This window comes from Burkholderia sp. BCC1988 (assembly GCF_905339895.1).
In the GTDB taxonomy this organism is placed as follows: domain Bacteria; phylum Pseudomonadota; class Gammaproteobacteria; order Burkholderiales; family Burkholderiaceae; genus Burkholderia.
In genome coordinates, this window is record NZ_CAJPHA010000042.1 from 1 (window position 1) to 17,367 (window position 17,367).

Annotated in this window: 13 protein-coding genes; 8 read left to right on the top strand and 5 right to left on the bottom strand. The window is 67.4% G+C overall.

Going from position 1 to position 17,367, the window contains the following annotated elements:
- Positions 1 to 652: AAA-associated domain-containing protein (locus U4012_RS34820; protein WP_321804356.1), on the top strand; the 652-nt coding region annotated here is incomplete at its 5' end.
- A 27-nt stretch (positions 653 to 679) separates the two neighbouring features.
- Here the strand turns inward: U4012_RS34820 and U4012_RS34825 are convergent.
- A complete protein-coding gene (locus U4012_RS34825) occupies positions 680 to 1,558 on the bottom strand; it encodes a MurR/RpiR family transcriptional regulator (protein WP_321804358.1) in 879 nt (292 codons plus the stop codon).
- A gap of 368 nt (positions 1,559 to 1,926) precedes the next feature.
- Between U4012_RS34825 and ggt the strand changes: the two genes are divergently transcribed.
- Positions 1,927 to 3,678: a gamma-glutamyltransferase gene (gene ggt / locus U4012_RS34830; protein WP_321804360.1), complete on the top strand. Its 1,752-nt coding sequence runs from the start codon at positions 1,927 to 1,929 to the stop codon at positions 3,676 to 3,678.
- Between the two features lie 228 nt (positions 3,679 to 3,906).
- Entirely contained in the window at positions 3,907 to 5,235 is a 1,329-nt protein-coding gene (locus U4012_RS34835; protein WP_044846692.1) for a dicarboxylate/amino acid:cation symporter, read from the top strand.
- Here U4012_RS34835 and U4012_RS34840 read toward each other — a convergent pair.
- Both U4012_RS34840 and U4012_RS34845 read right to left on the bottom strand, forming a co-directional pair.
- Entirely contained in the window at positions 5,232 to 5,621 is a 390-nt protein-coding gene (locus tag U4012_RS34840) for a DUF3331 domain-containing protein (RefSeq protein ID WP_044846693.1), read from the bottom strand. The genes U4012_RS34835 and U4012_RS34840 overlap by 4 nt on opposite strands.
- Before the next feature lie 44 nt (positions 5,622 to 5,665).
- Positions 5,666 to 6,958 (bottom strand): NAD(P)/FAD-dependent oxidoreductase, encoded by a 1,293-nt coding sequence (locus U4012_RS34845; RefSeq protein WP_321804363.1) that lies wholly within the window; start codon positions 6,956 to 6,958, stop codon positions 5,666 to 5,668.
- A gap of 146 nt (positions 6,959 to 7,104) precedes the next feature.
- Between U4012_RS34845 and U4012_RS34850 the strand changes: the two genes are divergently transcribed.
- Positions 7,105 to 7,758, top strand: coding sequence for a TetR/AcrR family transcriptional regulator (locus tag U4012_RS34850; RefSeq protein WP_124892734.1), 654 nt, complete (start codon positions 7,105 to 7,107; stop codon positions 7,756 to 7,758).
- Between the two features lie 211 nt (positions 7,759 to 7,969).
- Here U4012_RS34850 and soxR read toward each other — a convergent pair whose 3' ends face one another.
- Positions 7,970 to 8,446, bottom strand: a complete 477-nt coding sequence (gene soxR / locus U4012_RS34855) for a redox-sensitive transcriptional activator SoxR (RefSeq protein WP_044846696.1) — start codon at positions 8,444 to 8,446, stop codon at positions 7,970 to 7,972.
- 79 nt (positions 8,447 to 8,525) lie between these two features.
- Here soxR and U4012_RS34860 point away from each other — a divergent pair, with 79 nt between their 5' ends.
- The 4 genes from U4012_RS34860 (at position 8,526) to U4012_RS34875 (ending at position 16,415) form a co-directional block, all read left to right on the top strand.
- Positions 8,526 to 9,752: an efflux RND transporter periplasmic adaptor subunit gene (locus U4012_RS34860; protein ID WP_044846697.1), complete on the top strand. Its 1,227-nt coding sequence runs from the start codon at positions 8,526 to 8,528 to the stop codon at positions 9,750 to 9,752.
- A 13-nt stretch (positions 9,753 to 9,765) separates the two neighbouring features.
- Complete coding sequence (locus U4012_RS34865; protein WP_321804366.1) at positions 9,766 to 12,939, top strand: multidrug efflux RND transporter permease subunit; 3,174 nt, start codon at positions 9,766 to 9,768, stop codon at positions 12,937 to 12,939.
- Positions 12,936 to 14,432 carry an efflux transporter outer membrane subunit gene (locus U4012_RS34870; protein ID WP_321804368.1) on the top strand — a complete coding sequence of 499 codons (1,497 nt, stop codon included), beginning with the start codon at positions 12,936 to 12,938 and terminating at the stop codon, positions 14,430 to 14,432. Before U4012_RS34865 ends, U4012_RS34870 begins: the two co-directional genes overlap by 4 nt.
- Positions 14,433 to 14,897: 465 nt before the next feature.
- Entirely contained in the window at positions 14,898 to 16,415 is a 1,518-nt protein-coding gene (locus U4012_RS34875; RefSeq protein ID WP_321804369.1) for a purine-cytosine permease family protein, read from the top strand.
- Positions 16,416 to 16,604: 189 nt separating this feature from the next.
- On the opposite strand, the gene U4012_RS34880 is transcribed toward U4012_RS34875, so the two are convergent.
- Positions 16,605 to 17,360, bottom strand: a complete 756-nt coding sequence (locus tag U4012_RS34880; protein WP_321804371.1) for a glucose 1-dehydrogenase — start codon at positions 17,358 to 17,360, stop codon at positions 16,605 to 16,607.
- Between the last annotated feature and the right edge of the window lie 7 nt (positions 17,361 to 17,367).

A 17,367-nucleotide genomic window follows, 5' to 3' on the forward strand; every position in this document is an offset into this window, starting at 1 on the left:
CGTGCTGTCGTCGAACCCGGGCCGCGTGATCGCCGAGATCAAGGTGCCGTTCAAGCATCCGCGCAACCGGCTGGATCCGGATTTCCGCAAGCTGGTCGACGACATCTACGCGAAGATGACGGCCCGTCAGACCGGCGAGGCGACGAAGAAGGGGCTCGAGCTCGGCAGCTGGATGCCGCGCGTGTCGACCAACCTGATGGCCGGCCTGATCGAGACGCTCGCGATGGCGCCGTACCACGGCCGCGCGGACATGCCGGAAATCGCGCGCACGCTGCATCTGGAAGTGGACGAACTGTTTCCGATCGCCGAAGTGCTGCAGTACCTCGGTTTCGCCGACGTGCGCGAAGGCGACGTGTTCCTGACGCCGCCCGCGCGCGTGTTCGCGGAATTCGGCACGCAGGAACGCAAGCTGATGTTCGCGGATCACCTGCTGAAGCACGTGCCGCTCGCCGCGCGGATCAAGAAGGTGCTGAACGAGCGCCCGGGCCATCGTGCGCCGCGCGTGCGTTTCGAGCAGGAGCTGGAGGATTTCCTGTCGGACGAGGCGGCCGAGGAAACGCTCGATGCGGTGATCGACTGGGGGCGTTACGGCGAAGTCTTTTCGTACAACGACAAGACGGAAGTGTTCAGTCTCGAGGACGTGGAGAGCTGACGTCCGCGCCCGAATGACGCGCGACCGTCATTCGGGCAAATCCCGCTGATTTGCGTCCTGCTCGCTGCCGCCCGTACTGAGCTGCTCGATCTTCTCCATCCGCTGCCGCGCGAGCTCAGGAAGCCGGTTCGTCACGCCGATCACCAGCGCTTCGGCGAGCGCCAGCGCCGGCACGTTGGTCTGCAGCATCGCGAACGGGCGCCCCTGGATCCGCAGCACGATCTCGGCGAACGCGCTGATCGGCGAGCGCCATTCGTCGGTGATCAGCAGCACGCGCACGCCGAGCTGGTGCGCGGCCTGCGCGAACCGGATGCTGTCTTTCTGATAGCGGCGAAAATCGAAAATGACCAGCACGTCGCCGGGCCCCATGTCGGTCAGCGACACCGACGAGAGATTCAGGTTCGGCTCGACGTACTGCACATGCGGGCGCGCATACGCGAGCGTGAACGAAAACAGCGATGCGAGCGGCGCGGTATAACGCCCGCCGCCGCAGAACACGCGGATTTCCGGATCGGCCAGCAGCGTCACCGCTTCGTCGAACGCCGCCGCGTCGAGTCCCTCGATCGTGGTGGCAAGCGATTGCGAGAGCCGCTGGAAGATCGCCGCATGGCTGTCGCGCATCCCCGATTCCGAGTGGAACGCATCCATCCGCGCGAGCGGCGAATTCATCGCGGTATCGATCTCGTCGTGCAGCGCCTGCTGGAACGACGAGTAGTTCGGGAAGCCGATGCGCACGACGAAGCGGAACACGGTCGGGTCGCTGACTTCGGCTTGCTTCGCGAAGCTCGCGATCGGCCCGAGCCCGAGGCTCGGATAGCGCTCCAGCAGCGCGTGCGCGACCTTCTGTTCCGACGGCGTGAAGCTATCCATCTGGGATAGCAGCAACGCCCTGATGCTTGTCCCCATCGGGCACTCCGGCTTGTTTTTATCTGAATGAATGACAAACGGCAGGCATGCGTCTGCCGGCGACGCCGTGCATGTTAGCCGATCGCCGCGCCGCGGACCGTGTGAGGCCACAGATTAGAGGGGCGCATCATTCGGGTCGTCAATCGGCTGATTATGTAATGTATTAAACATTATCGATCGGAACCTTTCCATAAATTCATCGGGAATTCAGTAATTACCCTAGGTTTTGACATGAAAATGCCGATGCTATGATCGCGGCCTCGCCGGAATGTATGGTTTATTACATGCCGGATCAGCAGCGTCGTCCGGCCTTCCGGGTCGGTTGCGCATCCCGGTATGGCCCGGTCATTCGTCTGGAGGATTCCGTCATGAGGCGGCTCGTCGTACTCACCCTGTTGTCGGCCATCAGCGCAGGCGCGCTCGCCGCTTCGGAACCCGCGGTGGAAGCGAAGAACGGCATGGTCGTGTCGTCGCAGCACTTCGCGTCGCAGATCGGCGTCGACATCCTCAAGGAAGGCGGCAACGCGGTGGACGCCGCCGTGGCGGTCGGCTACGCGCAAGCGGTGACCAATCCGTGCTGCGGCAACATCGGCGGCGGCGGCTTCATGACCCTGCACCTGGCCGACGGCCGCGACCGCTTCATCAACTTCCGCGAGACCGCGCCGGCCGCGGCGTCGGCGAACATGTATCTCGATGCGAACGGCAACGTCATTCCGGACGACAGCCTGTACGGCTATCGCGCGGTCGGCGTGCCGGGCACGGTCGCGGGTCTCGACCTCGCGCAGCGCAAGTACGGCAAGCTGACGCGCAGGCAGGTGATGGCGCCGGCGATCCGGCTCGCGAGCGACGGCTTCGTGCTGACGCGCGGCGATACGGACATTCTCGACACGACGATCGAGCGCTTCAGGAAGGACCCGGAAGCCGCGCGCATCTTCCTGCGCCCGGACGGCACGCCGCTGCAGCCGGGCGACCGCCTGGTGCAGAAGGACCTGGCCCGCACGCTCGAGCGCATCGCGGAGCAGGGCCCCGACGCGTTCTATCACGGCGAGATTCCGAAGATCGTCGAAGCCGCGGCGAAGCGCGGCGGCGGGGTGATCACGGCGGCCGATTTCGCGTCGTATCGCGCGCAGGACATGGCGCCGCTGACCTGCACGTATCGCGGCTACGAGTTCGTGTCGGCGCCGCCGCCGAGCTCGGGCGGCGTGACGATGTGCGAGACGCTGAACGTGCTCGAAGGGTATGACCTGCGCAAGTTCGGCTACCAGTCGGCGTCGGTGGTCCACTACATGACCGAGGCGATGCGCCACGCGTACGAGGATCGCAACACGCTGCTGGGCGACCCGAACTTCATCGACAATCCGGTCGCGAAGCTGACGAGCAAGCAGTATGCGGCCGAGATCCGCAAGCAGATCAGCGGCGACATGGCGACGGCATCGATCGACGTGCAGCCCGGTGTCGGCGTGCACGAGAAGCCGGAGACGACCCACTACTCGATCATCGACCGCGACGGCAACGCGGTGTCGACCACGTACACCGTCAACGGCCGCTTCGGCGCCGTGGTGATCGCGCCGGGAACGGGTTTCTTCCTGAACGACGAGATGGACGACTTCACGGTCAAGGTCGGCGCGCAGAACCTGTTCGGCCTCGTGCAGGGCACGCGCAACTCGATCGCGCCGGGCAAGCGCCCGCTGTCGTCGATGGCGCCGACGATCGTGAAGAAGGACGGCAAGGTGTTCATGGTGGTCGGCTCGCCGGGCGGCTCGCGCATCATCACGATCACGCTGCAGACCGTGCTGAACGTGATCGACTACGGGATGACGCCGCAGGATGCGGTCGGTGCGCCGCGCATCCATCATCAATGGCTGCCGGACCAGGTCTATTACGAGACCCGCGGCCTGTCGCCCGACACGCTCGCGATCCTGCGCAACATGGGCTACAAGATGGTCGAGCAGACGCCGTGGGGCGCCGCCGAGCTGATCATGGTCGGCCTGCCCGGCACCGAGGCGGTGAGCCATCAGAGTTCCGGCAACGATTCGTCGGTGTCGGGCAACGTGCGCGTCGGCTACATCTACGGCGTCAACGATCCGCGCCGCCCGGCCGGTTCGGCGATCGGCTACTGACCTGAGCTGATTTGATTTGATCTGATTGCACCAGGCTGAGCGGTTGCCCCGGCGTTCGCCATCGCGCGAGCGCCTGGGCAGCGACAGCGCGTCCGTTCGCGGACGTCCGCAGTATCGGGCGGGGCGGGGGCCCGGAATGCCGGGCCCGACCGACCCGCAATGCGCGCCGTGGCACGGCACTGACGCGCGCATTTTTTTTCATTCCTGCTCCGTGCGTCGAGTTCCGTTATGAACAAACGAATGTCTGCGGCAGTCTGGATCTTGCTCGCGATGGCGGCCGGTATCTTCATCGGCTACATGATCTATACGCAGTTTCCGGACAAGCAGTCCGCGACCGAGATCGCCGGCTACATCTCCCTCGTGTCCGACGTGTTCCTGCGGTTGATCAAGATGGTGATCGGCCCGCTGGTGTTCTCGACGCTCGTCGTCGGCATCGCGCACATGGGCGACGCTTCGTCGGTGGGACGCGTGTTCGTGAAGGCGTTCGGCTGGTTCGTCACCGCGTCGCTGATCTCGCTGCTGCTCGGGCTGCTGATGGCGAACCTGCTGCGCCCGGGCGAGAACCTCGGCCTGCCGCTGCCGGATATCGGCGCATCCGCGCATCTCGCGACCTCCAAGTTCACGCTGAAGGATTTCGTCAGCCACATGGTGCCGAAGTCGATCGCCGAGGCGATGGCGAACAACGAGATCCTGCAGATCGTCGTGTTCTCGATGTTCTTCGGCGTCGCGCTGTCGGCGCTCGGCGAGCGCGGCAAGATCCTCGTCGCCGCGATCGACCAGCTGGCGCACGTGATGCTGAAGATCACCGGCTACGTGATGAAGCTCGCGCCGCTCGCGGTGCTGGCGGCGATGGCCGCGACCGTTGCGGTCAACGGGCTGTCGGTGTTGTTGAAGTTCGCGGTGTTCATGGGCGACTTCTACGTGAGCCTGTTCCTGCTGTGGAGCACGCTCGTGATCGCCGGCCTGCTGTTCCTCGGGCCGCGCGTGTTCAAGCTGCTGGTGCTGATCAAGGAAGCGTTCATGCTGTCGTTCGCGACGGCGAGCTCCGAAGCCGCGTATCCGAAGATCCTCGACGCGCTCGACCGCTTCGGCGTGAAGCGCAAGATCTCGAGCTTCGTGATGCCGATGGGTTATTCGTTCAACCTCGACGGCTCGATGATGTACTGCACGTTCGCGTCGCTGTTCATCGCGCAGGCGTACAACATTCACCTGTCGCTCGGCACGCAGGTCACGATGCTGCTGGTCCTGATGCTGACGTCGAAGGGGATGGCCGGCGTGCCGCGCGCATCGCTCGTCGTGATCGCGGCGACACTGCACCAGTTCGACATCCCGGAAGCGGGGCTGCTGCTGATTCTCGGCGTCGACACGTTCCTCGACATGGGGCGCTCGGCCACCAATGCGGTCGGCAATTCGATCGCCAGCGCGGTGGTCGCGAAGTGGGAGGGCGAGCTGATGTCGGAGTCCGAAGCACAAGCGCATGCCGCGCATCTCGACGCGGAACTGGAACGGCAGAACCGCGATCCGGCCTATGGTGCCGGTCAGGCGACGTCAGTTTAAGCGGCACACGCCTCGTCGATGCACGCCGCCAGCACCATCGCGGCGGCGTTGCCCGGCGCCGAGCCGAGCAGTTGCGGCGCGTAGACGCTGTCGCCGCGCGCGATCGGCCGCCCCGACAGCGCGCAGACGCCGCGCTTGCGCGTCGTGAACAACCGCCACTTCTGGTAGCCGTAATGGCCGGTGCACGCGTCGCACCACGAAATCATCACGGTGTCGGCCGTGGGCCGCTCGAGCACGCTGATCGACGGCTGGCTCGTCGCATCCCACGACGGCAGGCGATCGCGCGTGATGCTGCGCCGTCGCGGGGCCGCCCATGAAACGGACGGCATGTCGAAGCTGCCGATCGCGGCGACGGTCCTGAGCCAGGCAACTGCACTGTTGCTCATCTTTGCTTTCCTCGAAACGTTGGGCGACGCCGCGAAACGCGGCGTCACGACAGGCGGATGCGCGGCTGCACGCAGCCGTTGATCCGTTCGGCGAGCCACAGCAGCGTCGCCTTGGAGAATCCGTGCAGCACCTGCTGGTGGCGCCGGTACAGCATCAGGTGGCTGAATTGCGCGAAACGCCCCTGGATGAAGCCGCCGCGAAAGAACCCGAATTGGCCGAGCGTGCCGAACGCGTCGTAGTCGCTGATCGACACGAGCGCGCCGAAATCGTGGAACGCGAACGGCGGCAGCGGCTTGCCGTCGAGCCATGCGGGCAGGTGCTTCGCGAGATGTTCGGCCTGCTGGGTCGCCACCTGCGCGGTGGGCGGCAGCGGCCGTTCCTGGCCGTCGGGCTGCAGGCTCGCGCAATCGCCGATCGCGAACACGTGCTCGTCGGCCGTGGCCTGCAGCGTGGGCCCGACCAGGATCTGGTTCGCGCGGTTCGTGTCGAGCCCGCCGAGTGCCTGCATGAAATCGGGCGCCTTCACACCCGCCGCCCACACCATCAGATCCGCTTCGGCGAACGAACCGTCGCCGTAGTGGAAGCCGTTCGCATCGGCCGCCGTCACGCGCGTGGACGTCAGCACGTGAAAGCCGATCTGCTCGAGCCGTCGCTGCGCCGACGCGGAAATCCGCGGCGGAAATGCGGCGAGGATGCGCGGGCCGCTTTCGAGCAGCGTGAGCCGCAGCCGCTCGCGCACCGTCGCGTCGCCATACGCCTGCGCCACTTCCAGCAGCCGGCTCAGTTCCGCCGCCAGCTCCACGCCCGTCGCGCCCGCGCCGACGATCGCGACGCGAAACGGTTCGTCGCGCGCGATGCTGCGGAACACGCGCATCCGCAGCGCTTCGTTGAAGGTTTCGGCCTGCCGCTGGCTGTCGATGAAGTAGCAGTGCTCGCGCACGCCCGGCACGCCGAAATCGTTGGCCTGGCTGCCGAGCGCGAGGATCAGCACGTCGTATTCGAGTTCGCGCGCGTCGATCACGCGTTCGCCGTCCTGCGAGCGAATCTCGCCGAGCTGCACGCGACGGCGCGCGCGATCGAGCCCCGTCAATTCGCCGGGCTGGTACGTGTAGCCGTGATCGCGCGCATGGGCGAGAAAGATCACCTGCTGTTGCTGCACGTCGCGCGTACCGGCCGCGATCGTGTGCAGCATCGGCTTCCAGACATGGGTCGGGCTGCGGTCGACCACGGTGACCTGGGCGCGCCCGGTACAGCCGAGACGTTCGCCGAGGCGGGTTGCGAGCTGCAATCCGGCGATGCCGCCGCCGACGATCACGATGCGAGTAGGGGTTGTCATGAATAAATCATCACGTGATGAATAAGGTATGATCCTAGCGCTTCCCGGCTTCGCGTGTCAACGGAGCGGGCAGGCAACCCGGTTCCGCGGACGCGAACCGGGGCCCGGACACGGGCATTCGATTCATTCAACGGGAGCAGGAAAACGTGGCTGAAGTCACTGAGCGCGCGCCGTCGAAGCGGCGTACGCGCGGGCGGCCGCTGGCGGAGGCGTCCGTCGGACCGGACGTGATATTGCGGGCCGCGCGCCGCACGTTCGCGAAGCGCGGCTACGACGCGACGAGCGTGCGCGAGGTCGCGCGCGAGCTGGGCATCGACGCGGCGCTGATCGCCCATCATTTCGGCGCGAAGGAGACGTTGTGGCTGGCTGTCGTCGAGCAGATCGTCGACCTGGCCGAGCCGCTGTTCGACGCGTTGCGCGCGCTGCGCACGTCGTCATTGCCGCATCGCGAGCGCGTGCGGCGCGCGATCGAGCTGTGCGTCGATCACGAGTTCGCGGAGCCGGACATCGGCATGTTCTTCTCGACGGCAGCGACCGAGGAGGGCGGGCGGCTCGACTGCCTGCAGCAGCGGATCGTGCGCCCGTATCACGACGCGATGTTTCCGCTGCTGGCCGACGCGGTCGAGGCCGGCGAGATCCGCCCGGTCGATCCGAACGTGCTGTTCTTCATGATCGCGAGCGCGGTCGGCACGACGGTGTCGTATAGCCACATGATGCTGGAGTTCACGTCGCTGCCCACGCGGCAGGAGGCGTTCCGGCAGGCCGTGCTCGACGTCGCGCTCGGCATCCTGAGCGTCTGAGCGCCGCGCGCGACGCGAAGCCGCCCGGCGCGCCGGCGCGATCGACCTTACGCCGAGCAGGGCCCGGACTGCCATTGTTTCCAACCGTCAATGTTCGGGCAGACTTGCGCCCTCACGGGCACGGCGATCGCGGTGAACGGCGGGGCGGGCCGGTCGGGTGACGCGGGAAGCCGGCGCGGCATCGTGCATCGTGCCGGCCGCCGCGCATGCGTCAGTCGAGATCGGGCGGCGTGTCACCGAGCCAGCGCCGTGCGCCCGGCCCGTTGCGTCCCGCGCGGTCCTCGGGGTTGGTCAGCTTGCAGCGCTTCAGCGACAGGCAGCCGCAACCGATGCATTCGTCGAGATTGATGTAGAGCCGCTGCAGTTCCTCGATCCGGTTCGCGACGCGCTGTTTCCAGCCGCGCGACAGCCGCTGCCAGTCCTTGTTGGTCGGCGCGGTGTCTTCCGGCAGGCTCACGAGCTGTTCGGCGATCTCGTCGAGCGAATAGCCGATCTTCTGCGCGAACACGATGAACGCGATCAGCCGCAGTACCGCGCGCGAATAGTGGCGATGGCTCGAGCCGTTGCGGTGCGACTTGATGAGCCCGCGCGTCTCGTAGAAACGCAGCGTCGATGCCGGTACGCCGCTGCGCGCGGCCACTTCGCGGATCGACATCAGCGGCCATTGCGGGATTTCGTCGATACCCATGACGCCCTCCGGGAAAGCTTGACTTGAAGTTAACTTCAACTTTTATGCTACGCGGCAGTTTAACCCGTCGCGAGGCATCATGCTTTCCTTATCCCTACGCAGAACCTCGCCTTTGGGCGCGGCCTGCGCACTGCTGCTGGCTTTGTCGGGCTGTCACGACGGCAAAGGCGAAACGGCGGCCCAGCCGCTTCCCGAAGTCGGCGTGACGACCGTCGCGCCGCGCACGATCCGCCTCGCGGACGAATTCAACGGACGCGTCGAAGCAGTCGACGCGGTCGAGCTGCGGCCGCGCGTGAGCGGCTATCTGCAGCGCATCGCGTACAAGGAGGGCGACCTCGTCGCGCAGGGCGCGGTGCTGTTCGAGATCGATCCGCGTCCGTACCGGATCGCGCTCGACCGCGCGAACGCACAGCAGCAGCGGGCGCGCGCGGCCGCGAGCCTCGCCGATGTGCAGCTCAAGCGCGTGCGGACACTGATCGATGCGCATGCAACTTCCCAGGAGGAACTCGACAACGCGCGCGCGACCGCCGAGCAGGCGCGCGCCGACCTGCGGGCGGCCGATGCGGCCGTCGCCGACGCGAAGCTCAATCTCGGTTTCACCGAGGTGCGTGCGCCGATCGCGGGGCGCGTCGGCCGCGCGATCGCGACCGCCGGCAACCTCGCGCGCGCCGACGACACGCTGCTCACGACCGTCGTGTCGCAAGACCCCGTCTACGTGTATTTCGACTGCGACGAGCAGAGCTACCTGCGCTACAACGCGCGGCGCGCCGACCCGAAGCATCGCGCGATCGGTGCTGATCCGGTACGCGTGGGTCTCGCGAACGAGACGGGTTTCCCGCACGCGGGCACCGTCGATTTTCTCGACAACCGGCTCGATCCGCAAACCGGCACGATTCGTGCGCGCGTGCGGCTGCCGAACGCGGACCACACGTTCACGCCCGGCCTCTATGCGCGCGTCCAGCTCGTCAGCGGTCGCGACCAGGATGCGCTGCTCGTCGACGACAAGGCGGTGCTTACCGACCAGGACCGCAAGTACGTGTACGTGATCGGCGCCGGCGACAAGGCGCTGCGTCGCGACGTCACGATCGGCCGTGCGCTGGACGGCGAGCGGATCGTCGAGAAGGGGCTGGAGCCGGGCGATCGCGTGGTCGTCGACGGCGTGCAGCGGATCTACTATCCGGGTGCGCAGGTGAAGCCGAAGGTGCTGCCTGCACGCGCGGATGCGGACACCGGCACCGGCCCGGGCAGCGGCACGCAGGCCGTGGCGGTGGCCGTGGCCGACGCCGGCGCGCCGGCCGCACGGTAACGGGAGGCCCGCAATGGATTTCTCCCGCTTCTTCATCGACCGGCCGATTTTCGCGGTCGTGCTGTCGATCGTCATCTTCGCGATCGGCCTGATCTCGATCCCGATGCTGCCGGCCGGCGAATATCCGGAAGTCGTGCCGCCGAGCGTCGTCGTGCGCGCGACGTACCCGGGCGCGAACCCGAAGGAAATCGCCGAATCGGTCGCCGAACCGCTGGAAGAGGCGATCAACGGCGTCGAAGGCATCATGTACATGAAGTCGGTCGCCGGTTCGGACGGCAGCCTGCAGGTCGTCGTCACGTTCCTGCAGGGCGTCGATCCCGATACGGCCGCCGTGCGCGTGCAGAACCGCGTGAGTCAGGCGTTGTCGCGCCTGCCGGACGAGGTGCGCCAGTACGGCGTGACTACGCAGAAGCAGTCGCCGACGCCGCTGATGTACGTGAGTCTCTATTCGCCGGACAACAGCCGCGATTCGCTGTACCTGCGCAACTACCTGACGCTGCACGTGAAGGACGAGCTGTCGCGCCTGACCGGCATCGGCGACGTCGGCGTGTACGGCTCCGGCGACTACGCGATGCGGCTCTGGCTCGACCCGAACCGGCTGGCGTCGCGCGGGCTGACCGCGAGCGACGTGATCGCCGCGGTGCGCGAGCAGAACGTGCAGGTGTCGGCCGGCCAGCTCGGCGCGGAGCCGACGCCGAAGAAAAACGACTTCCTCGTGTCGATCAACGTGCGCGGCCGGCTGCGCACCGTGCAGGAATTCGGCGACATCGTGCTGCGCAACGGCGACGACGGCCAGGTCGTGAAGCTGTCCGACGTCGCGCGCATCGAGCTCGGCGCGGGCGACTATACGCTGCGCTCGTACTTCAACGACAAGCATTCGTCCGTGGTCGGCATTTTCCTGTCGCCTGGCGCGAACGCGCTCGACGTCGCGAAGGCGGTGTATGCGAAGCTCGACGAACTGTCGAAACGTTTCCCGCCGGGCGTCGCCTATCGTCCGGTGTGGGACCCGACCGTGTTCGTGCGCGAATCGATCCGCGCGGTGCAGCACACGCTGATCGAGGCCGTCGTGCTGGTCGTGCTCGTCGTGATCCTGTTCCTGCAGACCTGGCGCGCGTCGATCATTCCGCTCGTCGCGGTGCCCGTGTCGGTGGTCGGTACGTTCGCGTGGCTCTACCTGCTCGGCTATTCGATCAACACGCTGACGCTGTTCGGGCTCGTGCTCGCGATCGGGATCGTCGTCGACGATGCGATCGTGGTGGTCGAGAACGTCGAGCGCAACATCGCACAGGGTTTGAGCCCGCGCGACGCCGCGCACCAGGCGATGCGCGAGGTGTCGGGGCCGATCGTCGCGATCGCGCTCGTGCTGTGCGCGGTGTTCGTGCCGATGGCGTTCATGTCGGGCGTGACGGGCCAGTTCTACAGGCAGTTCGCGGTGACGATCGCGATCTCGACGGTGATCTCCGCGGTCAACTCGCTGACGCTGTCGCCCGCGCTCGCCGCGAAACTGCTGCGTCCGCACGGCGCGCCGAAGGACGCGTTGACCCGCGTGCTCGACCGCGCATTCGGCTGGCTGTTTCATCCGTTCAACCGCTTCTTCGAGCGCAGCTCCGATCGCTATCACGGCGTGGTCGCGCGCACGCTGAAGCGGCGCGGCGCCGTGTTCGCGGTCTATGCGGCCTTGCTCGCCGCGACCGCGCTGCTGTTCAACGCGGTGCCGGGCGGCTTCATCCCCGTGCAGGACAAGCTGTACCTGTTCGCCGGCGCGAAGCTGCCGGAGGGCGCGTCGCTCGCCCGCACCAGCGCGGTCACCGAGCAGATGACGAAGATCGCGCTCGGCACCGACGGCGTCGAGATGGTGCCGGCGTTCGCCGGGCTGAACGCGCTGCAGGGCGTGAACACGCCGAACATCACGAACTCGTACGTGATCCTGAAGCCGTTCGACCAGCGTCACCGCAGCGCCGCGCAGATCAACGCGGACCTGAACGCACGCTTCGCGGCGATCGGCGGCGGCATCACCTATGCGCTGATGCCGCCGCCGATCCAGGGCCTCGGCAACGGTTCGGGCTACTCGCTTTACCTCGAGGATCGCGGCGGGCTCGGCTACGGTGAATTGCAGAAGGCACTGACGGCGTTCCAGGCCGCGGTCGCGAAAACGCCGGGGATGAGTTATCCCGTCAGCTCGTACCAGGCGAACATCCCGCAGCTGGAAGTGAAGGTCGACCGGCTGAAGGCGAAGGCGCAAGGCGTCGCGCTCACCGACCTGTTCAACACGCTGCAGGTCTATCTCGGCTCGATGTACGTGAACGACTTCAACGCGTTCGGCCGCGTGTACCGCGTGATGGCGCAGGCCGATGCCGGTCACCGGCAGACGGCCGCGGACATCGCGAACCTGCGCACGCGCAACGCGAAAGGCGAGATGGTGCCGATCGGCTCGATGGTGACGGTCGCGCCCGCGTATGGGCCGGACCCGGTCGTCCGCTACAACGGCTATCCGGCGGCGGACCTGATCGGCGACGCCGATCCGAAGGCGATGTCGTCGTCGCAGGCGATCGCGAAGCTGCAGCAGATCGCGAAGGACGTGCTGCCGCCGGGCATCACGCTCGAATGGACCGATCTCAGTTACCAGCAGGTCACACAGAGCAACGCGGCGATCGTCGTGTTCCCGCTCGCGGTGATGCTCGTGTTCCTGGTGCTCGCGTCGCTGTACGAGAGCTGGACGCTCCCGCTTGCGGTGATCCTGATCGTGCCGGTGTGCATGTGCGCGTCGCTGTTCGGCGTGTGGCTGTCCGGCGGCGACAACAACGTGTTCGTGCAGGTCGGTCTCGTCGTGCTGATGGGGCTCGCGTGCAAGAACGCGATCCTGATCGTCGAGTTCGCGCGCGAACTCGAAATCCAGGGAAAGGGCGCGATCGAAGCGGCGCTCGAGGCGTGCAGGCTGCGGCTGCGCCCGATCGTGATGACGTCGGTCGCGTTCATCGCGGGCTCGGTGCCGCTCCTGATCGGCGGCGGCGCGGGCAGCGAAGTGCGGGCGGCTACCGGCGTCACCGTGTTCGCGGGGATGCTCGGCGTCACGTTGTTCGGGCTGTTCCTCACGCCCGTGTTCTACGTGGCGATCCGCAAGCTCGCGCGCGGCACGCCGGCCGTGTGGAGCGAACAGCACGGCACCCTCGAAGGAGAAAACCGATGAGCGCTGCATTCCGTCTTTCCGCGCTCGCGCTGTCGATGACGCTCGCCGCGTGCGCGGTCGGCCCCGATTTCAAGCGGCCCGCTACGGCGAGCGCCGCGCGCTTCGCGCGCGACGCGCATCCGGCCACGCACGACGCGTCGCCGCCCGATGCGTCGGCCGCTGCCGATGCCGCGTTCTGGCGCGGCTTCGGCGATCCGGCGCTCACGCAGCTGATCGATGCGGCGCTCGCCGCGAACCAGGACCTGCAGGTCGCCGTATCGCGCTACGACGCATCGAACGCGCTGCTGTCGCAGGCCGCGTTCGACCGCTATCCGACGATTACCGCGAGCGGCCGGATCGGCCATCAGCTGACGAGCAGGGACCAGGCGTTCGGCGCACCGCGCAGCCAGCGCGATACGCCGATCTCCAGTGTCGGGATCAATGCGGCGTGGGAACTCGACCTGTTCGGCCGCGTGCGCCGCTCGATCGAGTCGCAGCGGGCGGAAACGGCTGCGAGTGCGGCCGACGTGCGCGCGGTGCGTGTCGCGATCGCGGGCGAGGTCGCGAGCGCGTACGTGGATCTGCGCGGCTCGCAGGAGCGGCTGCGGATCGCACGCGAGAACGCCGACAACCAGAAGCAGACGCTCGCGCTGATCAATGCGCGCGTCGGCGCGGGACGTGGCTCCGAACTCGATGCGGCGCGGGCGCGCGCGCAGTACGAATCGACGACGTCGCGGATCGCCGTGTACGAAGCGGCGATCGGCGTCGACGAGCATCGGCTCGCGGTGTTGACCGGGCAGACGCCGGATGCGCTGATCGGCCGGTTCGACATCCCGAACGCTGCCGCATCGAAAGGCGTGCCGGTACCGCTGCCGGCGCTTGCAGCCGACATCGATCCCGGCACGCCGGGCGACCTGCTGCGCCGCCGTCCCGATGTCGCTGCCGCCGAAGCACGACTGCACGCGGCGACCGCGCGCGTCGGCGTCGCGACAGCCGACCTGTTTCCGCGCTTCACGCTGTCGGGGCTGCTCGGCAGCGCGACGAGCAGCTACGGATTCTTCCGTGCGGGCAGCGATACGAACCTGATCGCGCTCGGCATCGACTGGTCGTTCCTCGATGTCGGCCGCGTGCGCGCGCGGATCGCGGCGAGCGACGCGGACGCGGCCGGCCAGGTCGCGCAGTACCGGCAGACCGTGCTCGTCGCGCTGGAGGAAACGGAGAACGCGCTGCTGCGTGTCGCCCGCACGCGGGAGGAGACCGCGCACCTCGTGCGCGCGGCGGACGACAGCGCTCGCGCGGCACAGCTTGCACAGACGCGCTTCTCGGCCGGTGCGATCGACTACTACGAAGTGCTCGACGCGCAACGGACGCTGCTGCAGGCGCAGGACGCGGCGGCCGACGGGCGGACGCGCAGCGCGGCATCGACGGTCGCGCTGTACAAGGCGCTCGCAGGCGGCTGGCCGTCGGGAACGGCGCAGCAGGCAGCCGGTCCGCTCGCGCGATCGGGGCAGTAGGGCGAGGGCGCGGGTCGCGCGGCGGGCAGGGACGTTGCGTCCGCCCGCCGGGCGATCGACTTCGCATCGCCGGGTTGGCGCTTGCGTCCCCGTTGGCGACCCGCGAGGGCGTCGCACGGACTGACGACGGTCGATGCGGCGCCGGTCTCGTTGATCGGCATGGCACTCCGTGCGCCTGCCTTGCAGCGATGCCGGCCGTTCGGCGGGGCCGGATCGCCGGCCGGCTCGCGCGCCGGCGGCGGCCCGGCGCATCGGTCGGCGCACCTTGCATCGCCCGGGCCGCCCGCGCGGCGCGCCAACCGGTCGATTCCCCGTCGCGAAACATTGTTCTGCCTCGTCGTAAACGTCTCGAATGCGTGATATTTGCGCTGCCCGATCCGGTTTAGAGTGGCCGCAAATCGATGACGATGTGTCGTATGGCCGCAGTCGCGGGCCGTACAGACGCGCCAGAGGAGCTGGAGACAAATGACTGAAGGCAGGATTACCCAAGTCGAATCGTTCGGTTTCGAACGCATTCCCGACGTATCGCGCTATGCGCGTCCGATCGATCTGTTCCGGTTGCTGTTCGGCGGCTGCAACACGTTTTCCACGTCGGTGCTCGGCAGCTTTCCCGTGCTGGTCGGGCTGTCGTTCAAGGCCGGCATGTGCGCGATCGTGCTGGGCGTGCTCGCCGGCACCTGCATCCTCGCGCCGATGAGCCTGTTCGGACCGCGCAACGGCACGAGCGACCCTGTGTCGTCCGGCGCGCATTTCGGCATTCACGGCCGGATCGTCGGGTCGTTCCTCGCGCTGCTCACGTCGATCGCGTTCTTCTCGCTCGCGGTGTGGAGCTCGGGCGATGCGCTCGTCGGCGGCGCGCACGACATGGTCGGCGTGCCGGTCAACGGCTTCACGCTCGGCGCCGCGTACATGGTGTTCGCGGTGCTCGTGCTGATCGTCTGCATCTACGGCTTTCGCTTCATGCTGTGGGTCAACAAGATCGCCGTGTGGGCCGCGAGCCTGCTGTTCGTCGCCGGCCTGTTCGCGTTCGCGGGGTTGTTCGACCTGAACTACGCGGGCACGTTGAACCAGGGCAGCGCAGGCTTCTGGGCCGCGTTCGTCGGCGCCGTGCTGGTTGCATTGAGCAACCCGGTGTCGTTCGCGTCGACGCTCGGCGACTGGGCGCGCTACATTCCGCAGCAGACGCCGAAGCGGCGCGTGATGGCCGCCGTGTTCGCCGCGCAGATCGCGACCTTCGTGCCGTTCTTCTTCGGGCTCGCGACCGCGACCATCATCGCGTCGAAGGCGCCCGCGTTCATCGCGTCGAACGACTACGTCGGCGGGCTGCTCGCCGTGTCGCCGCGCTGGTTCCTGCTGCCGATGTGCCTGATCGCGATCATCGGCGGGATGTCGACCGGCACGACCGCGCTGTACGGCACGGGCCTCGACGTGTCGAGCATGTTCCCGCGCTTCCTGAATCGTGTGCGCGCGACGCTGCTGATCGGCACGATCGCGATCGCGTTCATCTTCGTCGGCCGCTTCTGGTTCAACCTCGTCGAGAGCGTCGCGACGTTCTCGACGCTGATCGACACGTTCAGCTGCCCGTGGATGGCGATCATGGTGATCGGCTACGTGACGCGCCGCGGTTACTATCTCGCGGACGACCTGCAGGTGTTCAACCGCGGGCTGCGCGGCGGCCACTACTGGTTCACGCACGGCTGGAACCTGCGCGCGATGGGCGCGTGGCTGCCGGCGGCCTTCATCGGACTGTCGTTCGTGAACCTGCCGGGCCAGTTCGTCGGGCCGCTCGGCAACCTCGCGGGTGGACTCGATCTCAGCGTGCCGGTGTCGCTGGTGGTCGGCGGGCTGCTGTATTTCGTGCTGCTGACGGTGTATCCGGAAGCGGAAGGCGTGTACGGCGCGCGCGGACGTTTCCTCGTGCGCGGCGGCAGGCAAGCGGCGCGCGGTGTCGGCGCCCCGGCAATTCAGCCGAAGGGGTATTGAGCGCAGCATCGCGCGTCGCTGCGCGCTGGAAATACCGGTGCCGCCGCGCGGGAGATCCGCCGGCGGCATGGTTGTTTCAGGATGCTGGGTTGTATGCGCGTATGGAAGGCCGCCCCTGACTTCTCCTTCGCGCGGCTGAAAATGACAGCGCCCGCCGGGCAGGCGGGCGCGTGTCGACTCCGCTGCGGATCAGTGGAACGTGCTGCCCGCGAGCATCCCGCCGTCGACGATGAATTCCGAACCCGTGCAATATGCGGATTCGTCGGACGCGAGGAACAGCACGAGGCTCGCCACTTCGTCGGGTTTGCCGATGCGTGCGATCGGCAGACCGCTGTAGATCGACGACGGGTCGAAATCCGCGTATTCCGGCGGGCGTGCCATCACGGTGTCGATGCCACCCGGGTGGACCGAGTTCACGCGGATCCCGTAGCGGCCGAACTCGAGCGCGGCGGCCTTCGTCATCCCGCGCACCGCGAACTTGCTCGATACATACGCGCTGCCGCCGGCCACGCCTTCCATCCCGGCCGTCGACGACACGTTGACGATCGAGCCGCCGCCCGCATCCTTCAGCGCGGCCAATGCCGATTTCATGCCGAGCCAGCAGCCGACCTGGTTCACGTCGATCACCTTGCGATAGTCGTCGAGCGAACAGGACTCGATCGGCACGAGCTTCAGGATCGCCGCGTTGTTCACGAGGATGTCCAGCCGGCCGAATTGCGCGAGCGTCGCGTGGACGGCGGTGCGCCAGTCGTCTTCGTTCGTCACGTCGAGATGCTGATAGCGCGCGGCGTCGCCGAGGTCGGCCGCGACGCGCCGGCCCGCGTCGTCCAGCACGTCGGCGATCACCACGCGTGCGCCTTCGGCGACGAACCGGCGTGCCTCCGCCTCGCCCTGGCCGCGGGCGCCGCCCGTGATCAGCGCTACCTTGCCTTCGAGTCGTTTCATCGTGTGT